Below are 12826 nucleotides of genomic sequence, written 5' to 3' on the forward strand. Positions count from 1 at the left end.
CATGCGGGTCGTCGTCGCCGGTCAGGGATATGTCGGGCTGCCGCTCGCGGTCCGGGCCGCGCAGGTGGGACACACGGTCGTCGGCTTCGACGTCGACGAGGAACGGATCAAACGGCTCGCCGCCGGCGAGTCCTACGTCGACGACGTCTCGTCGGACGAACTGCGGCAGGTGCTGGCCGCCGGCCGTTTCCAGCCGTCGTCCGACCCACGGTCCTGCGGCGGCTTCGACGTCGCGGTGATCGCGGTACCCACGCCGCTGCGCGAGGGCACCCCGGACCTGCGCTACATCGAGGAATCGGCCCGGACCCTGGCCCGCTACCTGCGGCCCGGCGCGACCGTCGCGCTGGAGTCGACCACCTACCCGGGCACCACCACCGAACTGGTCGGCCCGCTGCTCGAGGAGGGTTCCGGGCTGATCGCCGGCACCGACTTCCACCTCGGCTACAGCCCCGAACGCATCGACCCCGGCAACCGCGAGTGGAACCTGACGACCACCCCCAAGGTGGTCTCCGGCATCGACGCGGCGTCGCTGGAGAAGGTGCAGGCGTTCTACGGCTCGGTCGTCGACCGGACCGTGCCGGTCGCCGACACCAAGGTCGCCGAACTGGCCAAGTTGCTCGAGAACACCTTCCGGCACGTCAACATCGCGCTGGTCAACGAGCTTGCGGTGTACGCGCACGAGCTCGGCATCGACGTCTGGGAGGCGATCGGCGCCGCCTCCACCAAGCCGTTCGGGTACATGCGGTTCACCCCCGGCCCCGGCGTCGGCGGGCACTGCCTGCCGATCGATCCGTCCTACCTGTCGTGGCGGGTGCAGCGGACCCTCGGCCAGAGTTTCCGGTTCGTCGAACTGGCCAACGACATCAACAACCACATGCCCGACTACGTGGTCCGGCGCCTGGTCACCGCCCTCAACCGGCGGCGCAAGGCGGTCAACGGCTCCACGATCCTGCTGCTCGGGCTGGCCTACAAGAAGAACACCGGCGACGCCCGCGAGTCGCCGGCCCGCCGGGTCGCCGCCCTGCTGCTGGACATGGGGGCGCAGGTCCGCGCCGCCGACCCGCACGTCGTCGAGGACGCCCACGTGGACAGCCGCGTCGCCCAGGTGGCGCTCACCGCCGAACAGGTCGCCGAGGCGGACGCCGTCGTCCTGCTCGCCGACCACGACGACTTCGACCTGGACCTCGTCGTCGAACACGCCGCCTACGTGCTGGACACCCGTCACCGGCTCACCGGGCCCACGGTCGAGTCGCTCTAGGAGGGCATCGTGGACCTCGTACGCAATCTCTGGAATCTGGCCAACCGCCTGGCCGCAGCCGTCATGCTGACCCTGCTCGCCCCGGTGGTCCTGGCCGTGGCCGTCTGGATCCGCATCGCAGACGGCAGAGGCGTCCTCTTCGTGCAGGACCGGGCCGGCAAGGACGGCGTCCCGTTCCGGATGCTCAAGTTCCGCTCGATGGTGCACGACTCGGTGGCCCTCAGCGCCCAGCTCGGCATCGACGACCCGTTCGGCCTGGTGGAGAACGATCCGCGGATCACCGCCTGCGGACGGTTCCTGCGCCGGACCAGCCTCGACGAACTGCCCCAGCTGATCAACGTGGTACGCGGCGACATGAACCTGGTGGGCCCGCGCCCGGACGTGCTGCCGCAGGTCGCGAACTACTCGGCGCAGGACGCCCGGCGTCTCGAGGTCAAGCCGGGGATCACCGGCTGGGCGCAGGTCAACGGCCGCGACGACATCGACTGGCCGACCCGGTTCAAGCTGGACCGGTGGTACGTCGACAACTGGTCGCCGGCGCTCGACCTGCGGATCCTCTGGCGTACCGCGCTGACCGTGCAACGCGGCGAGCCCCCGGTGCACGTGGACACGCTCAACATCGAGCGGTCCGGCGCCCCCGAGCTCGAGCGGTCCGGCGCCCCCGGCGAGGACACCGTCGTCATCGTGCGCGCCGAGGCCGCCGACTACGACCGTGCCGCCTGAGGGCGAGATCGGTTCGGAGTTCCACTGGGACCCGGCCGCCCTGCTCGGCGCTGAGCGGGGCGGCCTTCCCGGGTGGCTGCCGGACCGGCGCGAACTCTTCGCCACCGGCTGCGGCGCGCTCACCGCGTTGCTACGCCGGGTGCGGCCCGCCGGCCGCGTACACATTCCCTCCTTCTTCTGTACGGGAGTGGCGCACGTCCTGTCCCAGCGGGTGCGGATCGCCTGGTACCGCCACCTGCCGGACGGCCGTGGCCCGCACTGGGAGACGCTGCGCCCGGCCGAGGGCGACATGGTCCTGGCCCAGAACCTCTTCGGCCGGGAACCGGGCGAACCGTGGCGCGCGTGGATGCGGGCGCATCCGCGGATCCCGGTGATCGAGGACCATTCGCACGACCCGTTCGGCGAATGGTCCCGGACTTCCGCGGCGGCGTACGCGGTCGCCTCGTTGCGCAAGACCCTGCCGTTGCCGGACGGCGGCCTGCTCTGGTCGCCGCGGGGCATGCCACTGCCGGCTCCGACCGGGCCGGAGAGCCACGGCGCCCACCTGAAACTGGCCGCGATGCTGCTCAAGACCGCCTGGCTGGAAGGCCGGACGGTGGACAGGGACGGCTTCCGTCAGCTGCAGGTGCAGGGTGAGCAGGAACTGCTCGGCAGTGAGGGGCCGGCCAGCGCGTTCACCCGGGCGGCGCTGCCGGCACTCGACGTCACCGGTCTGCGCGCGACCGGCGAACGCCGGGCCCGGGAGCTGGCGCAGGCACTGGACCTGCCGTCCGGCGGCCCGTTCCGGGTGCAGCTGTTCTGCCGGGACCGGGCCGGCCGTGACGGGCTGTTGAGCCATCTGGCCCGCAACGGCATCTTCGCGCCGGTTCACTGGCGGCAGGATCGCACCGCATTCTGGAGCGGTGACCCGATGGCCGCGGACGCCGCCGACCGCATCCTCACCCTGCCTGTCGATCATCGGTGCAGCTCGGCGGACGTACGCCGGATCGCCGAGGTCACGCGGGCGTTCATGCCAGTCGTGAATGCCGGGGTCGCATAGATTCATCGCAGCCCATATCATCGGCGTGTGATGCGTCGATCTACCGAGAGTGATCAAGGTAGGTGGTGGGCATGAACCTGACCACCGCGGGCATGATCGCGCTGGGCCTCGCCGTCTACGGCGCCGTGGCCTACGCCGTCGGCTCGATCCTGCAGGCCGTGGGCGCCAAACGCAGCTCCGGCACGGTCAGCACCCTCGGCCATCCGCTCTACCTGATCGGCATCGTCCTGGACATCTCGGCCTGGGTGGCCGCGATGTTCGCCCTGCAACAACTCGCCGTCTACGTGGTCGAGTCGGTCCTGGCCGGCTCGCTCGCGATCACCGCCCTGGCCGCGTGGCTGTTCCTGCGCTCCCACCTGCGCCGCCGCGACGTCCTCGCGATCATCTGCACCAGCGTGGCGCTGACCGTGCTCGCCTGCTCGGCCGGACGGCAGGCCGAGATGCCGATGACCAACGACATGCGCCTGGGCTTCTGCACCGCCGCGTTCGTCGTGGTGATCCTCGGCTGGACGGCCGTCCGCGTCGGCGTCCCCGGCCTGATCGCCGCGATCGGCGGCCTCTCCCTCGGCACCGCAGCCCTCAACGGCCGGGCCCTGCACTTCCCACCCGGCACGATGGACCACTGGACGACCGCGGCCCTCACGATCGCCACCGAGCCGCTGGTGTGGACCCTGCTGATCTTCCCGGTCAACGGCATGATCCTGTACGCGAACGCGCTCCAACAGGGCGACGTCGGCAGGGTGACCGCCGTCCACTGGATCGGCGAGGTCACCGTCCCGTCGGTGATCGCCCTGACGATCCTCGGCGACACGGTCCGCCCCGGCTGGGAGACCGCGGCCATGGTGGCCGGCGTGATCACCATCTGTTCCGCCGTCGTGCTGGCCTCCGCACCCGCGGCGACCGCCCCGGCCGATGCCGTGCCCGCCGCGCTCCCCACCGGCGCCATGCCCGCTGCGCTCGCCGCCGGCACCGTGCCCGCCGCGCTCCCCTCCGGCACCGTGCCCGCCGCGCTCGCCGCCGGTGCGGTCCGCCCGGCGCTCGGCGCGACCTACGCCCGATCCGGCGCCGCCCTCGTCCCGGCGCAGGCCGCCGCGGGCCTGGCCCTCATGCAGGCCGAGGCGTGGCGCCTGGCGATCCCGCCGGAGGCGTACTGGCCGGCGCTGCAGCCCCCGCTGGTCCGCGGCTACGGCACGTTCCTGTGGTGGGGTTCCCCGCAGAGTTCCCAGGCCCTGTGGGTCCCGCCGGACCGCACGTTGACCCCGCCCGGCGCGGTTCCCGCCTGGGCAGGCCCGCAACTCCCGGAGTCCCGCCCGGCCCCGGCGTCCCCAGCCGGCTTGCGCAGGGCCCGCAGCCTGCCCGGTTCCCGGCGTTCCGCGGGTGCGCTGCCCGCTCCCCGGTCCGCCGGCCGCCACGCCGCCTAGTCGTCCGTTCGTCCGCGTGCCTGTTCGTCCACGTGCCTGTCCGTTCGCGTGCCTGTTCGTCCACGTGCCTGTCCGTTCGCGTGCCTGTCCGTTCGCGTGCCTGTCCGTTCGCGTGCCTGTCCGTTCGCGTGCCTGTCCGTCCACGGGCCCGTCCGTTCGCGGGTCCGTCCGTTCGCGAGTTGTAGGTGCACCCGATCACGGGTTCGGGTGCGCTTGCATGCTTTGTTCGGTGGGTGGTGGCACCCGATCACGTGATCGGGTGCGCCTGTCTCGAGTTCTTGGGTGCGCCTGCCGTCCTGCCGTCGCCGCTGTCGTGCTGATTGGTGCGCCTGCCGTCCCGCCGTCGCCGGTCGTTGTTGCCGCTGTCGTGCTGATCGGGTGCGCCTGCCGTCTGGCCGTCCTGCCGGCTGTCTCGCGGGCTTGTTGTTGCCGACGTTGTGCCTGGTGGGTGCTCTCGCCGTCTGGTTGTGTGGGTTCGAGTCGTGGGTGCCCCCGATCATGCTTTCGGGTGTGCTTGCATGCTTTGTTCGGTGGGTGGTGGCACCCGATCACGTGATCGGGTGCGCCTGTCTCGAGTTCTTGGGTGCGCCTGCCGTCCTGCCGTCGCCGCTGTCGTGCTGATTGGTGCGCCTGCCGTCCCGCCGTCGCCGGTCGTTGTTGCCGCTGTCGTGCTGATCGGGTGCGCCTGCCGTCTGGCCGTCCTGCCGGCTGTCTCGCGGGCTTGTTGTTGCCGACGTTGTGCCTGGTGGGTGCTCTCGCCGTCTGGTTGTGTGGGTTCGAGTCGTGGGTGCCCCCGATCATGCTTTCGGGTGTGCTTGCATGCTTTGTTCGGTGGGTGGTGGCACCCGATCACGTGATCGGGAGCGTCTACCTCGGAGGATTGGGTGCGTTGGCCGTCTCGCCGTCTCGCTGTTCTGCCGTCTCGCCGTCTCGCTGTTCTGCCGTCTCGCCGTCCTGCCGTCCTGCCGTCTTGCTTTCCTGCGGTGCTGCGCGTCTTGCTGTTCCGCTGTTTGCCCGTTTTGCGGTCTCGGAGGTCCGTCGGCTCGCGGTCTTGCTGTGGTGCTGTTCGGACTCCTTGGCGTGGGGGAGAGCTGGCGTGGGGGGAGTTGGCGTGGGGAGTTGGGCGGAGTGGGAGCGGGGCGGAGGCGGGAGTCTCTGGGGCGGGTGAAGGCGGGCGTGCTTTGTGGCGTACCCGAAAAGGTGCGGGAGCGCTGGACGTGGCTGGACGGCGTGGGGGTGGTTGGCGGAGGCGGGTCGGTGGGGGAATCGGCTTGTTCTGTGACTACTGACGGTTCTGTTGTGGTTGCTCTCGGGGAAGCATGGCCTTGTCGACGACGAGGGGAGCGTGACATGTCAGGCAACAGAGCCGTTGTCTATCAGGGTCCCGGCCGGGTCGGGGTTCAGGACATCGAATACCCGTCCTACGAGGTCAAGGACGGTCCCGGAGTCAACAAGGAGAACGTCGGGCGGCGTACGCCGCACGGGGCCATCCTCAAGACGGTGGCCAGCAACATCTGCGGCAGCGATCAGCACATGGTGCGGGGGCGGACCACCGCGCCGGAAGGGCTGGTGCTCGGGCACGAGATCACCGGTGAGGTGGTCGACGTCGGGTCGGACGTCGAGTTCGTGAGGGTCGGCGATGTCGTGTCGGTGCCGTTCAACATCTCGTGTGGGCGGTGCCGCAACTGCAAGGAGGGTAGGACCGGGATCTGTCTGCAGGTCAACCCGGACCGGCCCGGATCAGCCTACGGGTACGTCGACATGGGCGGCTGGGTCGGCGGGCAGGCCGAGTACGTGATGGTGCCGTACGCCGACTGGAACCTGCTCCGGTTCCCGGACCGGGACCAGGCGCTGGAGAAGGCGCTGGACCTGGCGATGCTCAGTGACATCTTCCCGACCGGGTATCACGGTTGTGTCAGTGCGGGCGTGACGACCGGGTCGACCGTCTACATCGCTGGGGCGGGGCCGGTCGGGCTGGCCGCGGCCACCTCGGCGTTCCTGCTTGGCGCGGCCGTCGTCATCGTCGGTGACCTCAATGCGGAACGTCTGGCGCAGGCTCGCAGTTTCGGCTGCGAGACGGTGAACGTGGCGGACGGCGATCCGGCCGAACAGGTGCAGAACATTCTGGGGCGGTCGGCTCCGGCGATCGGCCAGCCGCTGGTGGACGCGGCGGTCGACGCGGTCGGGTTCGAGGCGCGCGGCCACGGGGCGGACGCGCGGACCGAGCAGCCGGCGACTGTGCTGAACTCGCTGATGGACCTGACCCGGGCGGGCGGGGCGATCGGCATCCCCGGCCTGTACGTGACCGGCGACCCGGGCGGCGTCGACGAGGCGGCCAAGGTCGGTTCGTTGTCGATCCGTCTCGGACTGGGCTGGGCCAAGTCGCATTCGTTCGTGACCGGCCAGTGCCCGGTGATGAAGTACAACCGGAACCTGATGATGGCGATTCTGCACGACCGGGTGCGGATCGCGAAGAACGTCAACGCGACGGCGATCGGGCTCGACGACGCCCCGCAGGGCTATCAGGACTTCGACCGGGGTGCCGCCCGGAAGTACGTCCTGGACCCGCACGGATATCTGAAGCGGTGATCCGGCCTGCCGCGCCGGGGGCGTGAGACCCGGCGCGGCAGGGGTCCTCGCTACACCGGGACGGTGATCGTCAGGTTCGCCACGTAGCCGGCGGACACCGAACCGGTCACCGTGGCCATCTGCGTGGCGGCCAGGTCGTCACCGAACACCATGTCGCTGGCCAGCGTGATGCGGCCCAGGTTGGTGACGCTCGCCGAGTAGCCGGTGGCGCTGGTGTACACCGTCCGGGACACGGCTTCGGGCAGCGCGATCTGTGAGGTCTTGCGGATCGGGCCGGAGCCGCTGGTGGCCTGCGCCAGCGACGAGTACACCTCGAAGTGGATGTGCGGCCACCGGCCGGAGTAGCACCCGGGGAAGATGCTGGTGAAGGTGACCGTTCCGGACGAGTTGGTGACCTGGATGCCGCGCAGGTAGTTCTGGTTGGTGACCCCGGACGAGTACAGCGAGTACCGGCCTTCCCGGTCACAGTGCCAGGCGTAGATCGCGAGACCGGCGACCGGCGTGCACGCCAGGTTGAGCGCGGTCAGCGAGAACTGCAGCGGCACGCCGCCGGCGGTGGTCGTCGACGTGCCGAACGACGACCGGATGTCACTGCGGACGATGCCGGACAGTACGCGCACGTCCGGGCCGTTCGAGCCGTCCGCGGGGTACGGTCCGGCGGTCTCGGAGTCGACCTCGGCGGCGCACGCGGCGGTGGCCGGGTCCGCGTCGGCTCCGGTGAGCAGCCCGGCGCCGACGACGGCGAGCGCTCCGGTGCCGCCGACGACGCCGAGCATCCGGCGCCGCGACATGACGGGCAGGTCGTAGGTCAGGCCTTTGTCGTGCACCTCGCGTACGAACGCCTCGTTGTCCTGGTCCTGCATGGTTCCTCCTTCTGCCGTTGGGGGAGGACAGGAGCAAAACATCGAAGCCTATGAATGACCTGTGGTTGATCTCGTGACGGTCATACCGATCGGGTCATTTCGCGGGGTGAGTGGCGATCTCAGCCTGGCGGTGGCGGCACGGGCGTGAGTGGGCAGGGGGTCGCGGGGGAGGCGCGGGACTTCCGTCGACGCGTACCCTAGAAGTAGGTGTTTTCGTGCTCTTTGCGGTATTTCTGGATCTTGGAGGAGCAGCCTGAAGCGGTGAGGGCGGGCCAGGTCGGGTTGGCCAGGAGGATGCGGCCCAGGGCGACCAGGTCGTAGTCGCCGGCGGTGAGGGCGGTGTGGAGTTCGGCCTGGTGGGAGATCTGGTCGGTCAGGGCCACCGAGCCGACGGTGATGGCGGGCAGGCCGGTGAGGTGCTTGGCCCAGGCGGCCAGGTTGCGCGGGGAGCCCGGGAAGGCCGGCTCCCAGAAGCGGCGCTGTGAGGCGTGGAAGGCGTCGGCTCCGGCGTCGGCCAGGGTCTGCAGGATGGTGGCGAGTTCGGTGGGGTCGGCGGCGATGGTGGCGTCGTGGTCGCGTTCCTTGAACTGGGAGAACCGGACGATCAGCGGCATCGATGCCGGGATTTCGGCGCGGACGGCGCGGATCACTTCGGCGGGGAACAGGGCGCGGGCGGCGGGGGAGCCGCCGAAGGCGTCGGTGCGGCGGTTGGTGGCCGGCCAGAGGAACTCGTCCAGGAGGTATCCGTGGGCGGCGTGCAGTTCGACGGCGTCGAAACCGGCGCGGACCGCCACCCGCGCCGACGCGGCGAATTCCGCGACTATTTCAGAAATGTCGGACAAGGTCATGCTTGACGGTGTCCATGCCGCCCCGGACCGTTCACTGCCCAAGTGCCATAGCTGCGTCGCGATCCGCCCACCCGCAGCGTGCACCTCCGCCGTCACCCGCCGCCAGCCCTCCTCGGCGGCGCCCGCCGTCATCGTCGGTACGGTCGTCTCGTGAGTCGCGCTGGGATGGCCGATCACCGTCCCCTCGGTGATGATCAATCCGAGGCCGGAAGCCCGCCGCCGGTAATAGTCCGCCACCTCCGCCGTCGGCACGCCGCCCGGTGATCGGAACCTGGTCATCGGCGCCATGACCAGGCGATTCGGCAGGGTGAGGCCGGCCAGGGCGGTGGGGGTGGCGAGCGGTCCGAGGAGCGAGGTTGTCGTGGTCATGGGGAGACGGTAAAACTTGACATCTGTGTCAGGGTCAAGCGTTGTGACGGGGGAGACATCCATGAGGATCGGTGACCTGGCCGGGGCGACCGGGGCCAGCGCGCGCTCCCTGCGCTACTACGAGGAGCAGGGCCTGCTGAGCAGCGAGCGCGGCACCGGCGGACAGCGGCGGTACCCGCCGGCCGCGGTGGACCGGGTCGGGCTGATCCGGTCACTGCTCGCGGCCGGGCTGACCACCGCGGTCATCCGGGACGTGCTGCCGTGCGTGGCGGACGAGACGATCCGCACGCCGTGGCTTGCCGGGCGGCTCGGCGAGGAACTCGGCCGGGTCGAGGCGCAGATCAAGGACCTGCACCGGACCCGGGAGATCCTCGCCGGGCTCGTCGAGCGTTACCGGGTCACGAGCGGTACGGCGGAAAGCGTCCGCTGAGCGACTCCGGCGTGCCACCCAGCTTCTCGAAGGCGACCGGGTCGGCCACCACCCGCCAGGTGTGGAAATCCTGACGCCCGGAGCCGAACGCCGCCTTGTAACGGAACAACGAGTCGCCGGAACCGCCCACCCCGCCGCCCAGGTGGTAGACCCGGTTGCCGCGCTCCCGCCCCCACAACCGGATCTCGTGGTATAGCAGCTTGTCCGCCCACCAGATCTGACCGTCCCGGGTGGACTGCAGGTGGGTGTGCATCAGACCGTCGTGTTCGAAGAACAGGTTGCCGCCCAGCACCTCGTCGTCCCGGACCGCCACCGCCAGGTGGATGCTCGGCCCGAGCGCGGCCCGCAGCCGGTGGAAGTGCCCCGGTTCGAAGAAGTAGAAGTCCGTCGCACCGACCCGTCGCATCGTGGCGTGGTAGGTGCCGATCCACGCGTCGAGCCGGTCCCAGTCGTCCAGGACGATCCGCACCCCGGCCCGGGTCGCCTTGCCGATCTGGTTGCGGTGCGTCCGGTGGGTCTCCTGCCACATCTGCTCGGGGGTGAGCGTCAGGTCGAGCGACACGGTCTCGCCGTGCCGGACCACCGTGCCGGCGGTCTCCAGCGACACCACCGGAGCCGGCAGCAGCGGGTGCAACCGGACGAAAGCGGTGATCACGTCACTGGTCCGGAGCAGCGCGGTGAGGGCCCGCGCCGCGCGCGCCCAGAACCCCGTGTCGGTCACCGGGGCGTTGCTGACCGGACCCGGATATCCGTACGGGGAGACCGCGTCCCGCAACCCGGTGGCGGGCACGTCGCGCAGCACCAGGGGAAGGAGCAGCATCAGCGGCCCCTCGTCGTACCGGAACGCGGCCGGCATGCCTCCGGAGAGCCGGGCGTCCAGGCGTACATAGTCGGGCAGGTGGTAGACGTCGTGGCGGAGGTGCCGCAGCGCCTCCGCCCACGCCGTGTCGTCGTGTTCCAGTAGGGCGCCTTCGGCCATCGGTCATCCCTTCGCTGTTCACTTGTCACCGCGCGTCACGCGGTATGCGGTATCACCTGACCCGCCGCCACGGTCGTCGTGCCCGGCCGCCTCCGGGCCCGGCTCCACCGGCGGGCGCTCAGGGTCCAGCGCAGGAGCGTACGCGGGACCGTGTTCTGGGTGGAGATGTGCAGCGCGTACCGCCACACCGGGAATTCGCCGCGGCGGTTCGACAGCGCGTACGAGAAACGCCGGGCCGGCAGGTCCGCGTAGTCGCCGACGTGCTCGAACCAGGAACTGCTCGCCCGCGCCGCGCGCTGCAACGGCGCCATCGCCGCCTTCCGGCGGTGCTCGTATCTTTCCAGGGCCACCGGCAGTTCGTCACCGGACGCGACCGCGTCGGCGAGGGCCATCGCGTCCTGCATGGCCAGTTTGGTGCCGGACCCGATCGCGAAGTGGGTGGTGTGCGCGGCGTCGCCCATCAGCACCACGTTGCCGTGGTCCCAGCGCTGCGCGGTGACCCGGCGGAAGTTCAGCCAGCCGGTGCCGCCCAGGTCGGCGCGCTGGTCGATCAGCGGCTGTCCGTTCAGGTGGCCGGCGAAGATCTCCCGCAGCCGGGCGGTGCCGGCCGCCGCGTCCATCGTGTCGAAACCCAGACCGGACCAGGTCGACGGCGTGCACTCCACGATGAACGTGCTGGTGGTGTCGTTGAACGGGTACGCGTGGTACCAGATCCAGCCGGCCTCGGTGCGGACGAATCCGAAGGTGAACGTGTCGAAGACGTGCGGCGTGCCCAGCCAGATGTACTTGTTGTCGGCCACGTCGACCTCCGCCCCGAAATGCTCGGCGTTGCTCTGCCGGATCCGGCTGCCCGCCCCGTCGCAGGCCACCACCAGGTCGGCCGGGGGCAGCGCGGACGGGTCGCCCAGGTCGTCGGACCAGCTGATCCGCACGCCCAGTTCGGTGGCCCGGGTGGAGAGGATCTCGAGCAGCTTGTGCCGGCCCAGGCTGAAGCCGTACCCGGGCAGGTGGGTGACGGGTTTGCCGGTGGCCCGCACTTCGTACTCGTCCCACTGGCAGGCGGCCTCCCAGATCCGCTCGGCGCTGACCGGGTCGTACCGGAACAGGTCGTCGAGCAGGTCGTCCCAGAAGACCACACCCCAGCCCCAGGTGACGCCGGCCGGGTTGCGTTCCAGCACGGTGATCTCGTGGCCCGGGTCGGCGAGTTTCGCCAGCACCGCGAAGTACAGACCGGCGGGACCGCCGCCGACGCAGGTGATCCGCATGACGGGCTCCTAACGGTAGGACGGGAAGGTGGCGGTCAGGTCGGCCGGGTCGGCGTCCGGGCGGCGCTCCCGGACCAGCCGCTCGTACGCCTCCGGGTCGCACACCACCCGCCAGGTGTGGAACAGGTGCCGGCTCGGCGAGAACCCGGCCTTGTACGAGAACAGCGAGTCGTTGGCCCCGCCCTTGCCCCCGCCCAGGTGGAACACCCGGTCGCCGCGTTGCCTGCACCAGCGGCGCACCGAGTCGTAGAGCAGTTCGTCGGCGTACCGTTTGGGTGCCCGCCGGGTCGACGAGACGTACCCGGTGGCGATCCCGTCGTACGAGAAGAAGGTGTTCCCGCCGACCACCTCGCCGTCCTCGAGGGCGACCGCCAGGTGCATCCGGTCGCCGACCGCGTCGTGCAGCGCCGCCAGGTGTTCGGTGGTGAAGAAGTAGTACGACGTCGCCCCGACCCGCCGCATGTTGTCGTGGTACACCTCGACCCACTCGGGCAGCCGGTCCCAGTCGTCGAAGACGATCTCGGTGCCGGCCTTCCTCGCCCGGTTGATGTGGTTGCGGTGGTCGCTGCGGGTCTGCCGCCACATCTCGTCCTCGTCGACGGTCAGGTCCATCGAGACCGTCTCGCCGTGGCAGACCAGCGTGCCGAACCGTTCCAGGGTGGGTGGCGGGGAGCCGAGCAGCGGATGCATCCGGACGAAGGCGCTGACGATGCCCGCGGACCGCAGCGTGTCCCGCATCGCCGCGCAGGCCGGCTCCCAGAACGCGGCGTCCTCGGCGACGGCGTCGCTGACCGGCCCCGGATAGCCGTACGGGGAGATGGCGTCGCGCAGGTCCGAGTCCGGGACGTCCCGGACGATCAGCGGTACCAGCAGGCGGCGGCCGTTCCGCTCGTACCAGAACGCGGCCGGAGCGCCACCGTAGAGCCGGGCGTCGAGGACGACGTACTCCGGCACGTGGTACATGTCGTGGCCGACGTGCTGCAGCGTCTCCTTCCACTCGCGAGCCGCCGGTTCCAGCAGCGAAGCCGTCATGTCGTGTTCT

At 70.5% G+C, this 12826-nt stretch carries 11 protein-coding genes; 6 read left to right on the forward strand and 5 right to left on the reverse strand.

Going from position 1 to position 12826, the window contains the following annotated elements; genetic code table 11:
- Window position 1 precedes the first annotated feature (1 nt).
- From QSK32_RS00655 to fdhA, 5 genes are all read left to right on the forward strand, one after another.
- Window positions 2-1258 carry a nucleotide sugar dehydrogenase gene (locus tag QSK32_RS00655; protein ID WP_045742229.1) on the forward strand — a complete coding sequence of 419 codons (1257 nt, stop codon included), beginning with the start codon at window positions 2-4 and terminating at the stop codon, window positions 1256-1258.
- Between the two features lie 9 nt (window positions 1259-1267).
- Complete coding sequence (locus QSK32_RS00660; protein ID WP_285470928.1) at window positions 1268-1981, forward strand: sugar transferase; 714 nt, start codon at window positions 1268-1270, stop codon at window positions 1979-1981.
- Complete coding sequence (locus QSK32_RS00665; RefSeq protein ID WP_285470929.1) at window positions 1971-3020, forward strand: hypothetical protein; 1050 nt, start codon at window positions 1971-1973, stop codon at window positions 3018-3020. Before QSK32_RS00660 ends, QSK32_RS00665 begins: the two co-directional genes overlap by 11 nt.
- Before the next feature lie 71 nt (window positions 3021-3091).
- Window positions 3092-4441, forward strand: coding sequence for a hypothetical protein (locus tag QSK32_RS00670; RefSeq protein ID WP_285470930.1), 1350 nt, complete (start codon window positions 3092-3094; stop codon window positions 4439-4441).
- 1350 nt (window positions 4442-5791) lie between these two features.
- The gene (gene fdhA / locus QSK32_RS00675) at window positions 5792-7030 is read left to right on the forward strand and encodes a formaldehyde dehydrogenase, glutathione-independent (protein ID WP_045747337.1); all 1239 of its coding nucleotides are present in this window, start codon (window positions 5792-5794) and stop codon (window positions 7028-7030) included.
- A 50-nt stretch (window positions 7031-7080) separates the two neighbouring features.
- Here the strand turns inward: fdhA and QSK32_RS00680 are convergent, their stop codons facing one another.
- A complete protein-coding gene (locus QSK32_RS00680; RefSeq protein ID WP_045747336.1) occupies window positions 7081-7893 on the reverse strand; it encodes an intradiol ring-cleavage dioxygenase in 813 nt (270 codons plus the stop codon).
- Window positions 7894-8090: 197 nt separating this feature from the next.
- Window positions 8091-9110, reverse strand: a complete 1020-nt coding sequence (locus QSK32_RS00685) for an oxidoreductase (RefSeq protein ID WP_285470931.1) — start codon at window positions 9108-9110, stop codon at window positions 8091-8093.
- Between the two features lie 61 nt (window positions 9111-9171).
- On the opposite strand from QSK32_RS00685, the gene QSK32_RS00690 reads away from it, so the two are divergent.
- A complete protein-coding gene (locus QSK32_RS00690; protein WP_045747332.1) occupies window positions 9172-9540 on the forward strand; it encodes a MerR family transcriptional regulator in 369 nt (122 codons plus the stop codon).
- Here QSK32_RS00690 and QSK32_RS00695 read toward each other — a convergent pair.
- From QSK32_RS00695 to QSK32_RS00705, 3 genes are read right to left on the reverse strand one after another with little or no spacing between them, the layout of a single operon-like run.
- Window positions 9509-10519: a GNAT family N-acetyltransferase gene (locus tag QSK32_RS00695; RefSeq protein ID WP_285470932.1), complete on the reverse strand. Its 1011-nt coding sequence runs from the start codon at window positions 10517-10519 to the stop codon at window positions 9509-9511. The two genes, QSK32_RS00690 and QSK32_RS00695, sit on opposite strands and share 32 nt — an antisense overlap.
- A gap of 35 nt (window positions 10520-10554) precedes the next feature.
- Complete coding sequence (locus QSK32_RS00700; protein WP_285470933.1) at window positions 10555-11784, reverse strand: FAD-dependent monooxygenase; 1230 nt, start codon at window positions 11782-11784, stop codon at window positions 10555-10557.
- Window positions 11785-11793: 9 nt separating this feature from the next.
- Window positions 11794-12816: a GNAT family N-acetyltransferase gene (locus QSK32_RS00705; RefSeq protein ID WP_285470934.1), complete on the reverse strand. Its 1023-nt coding sequence runs from the start codon at window positions 12814-12816 to the stop codon at window positions 11794-11796.
- Window positions 12817-12826 lie beyond the last annotated feature (10 nt).

The sequence above is a fragment of the Actinoplanes sp. NBRC 101535 genome, from assembly GCF_030269225.1.
GTDB classification, from domain to species: Bacteria; Actinomycetota; Actinomycetes; order Mycobacteriales; family Micromonosporaceae; genus Actinoplanes; species Actinoplanes rectilineatus.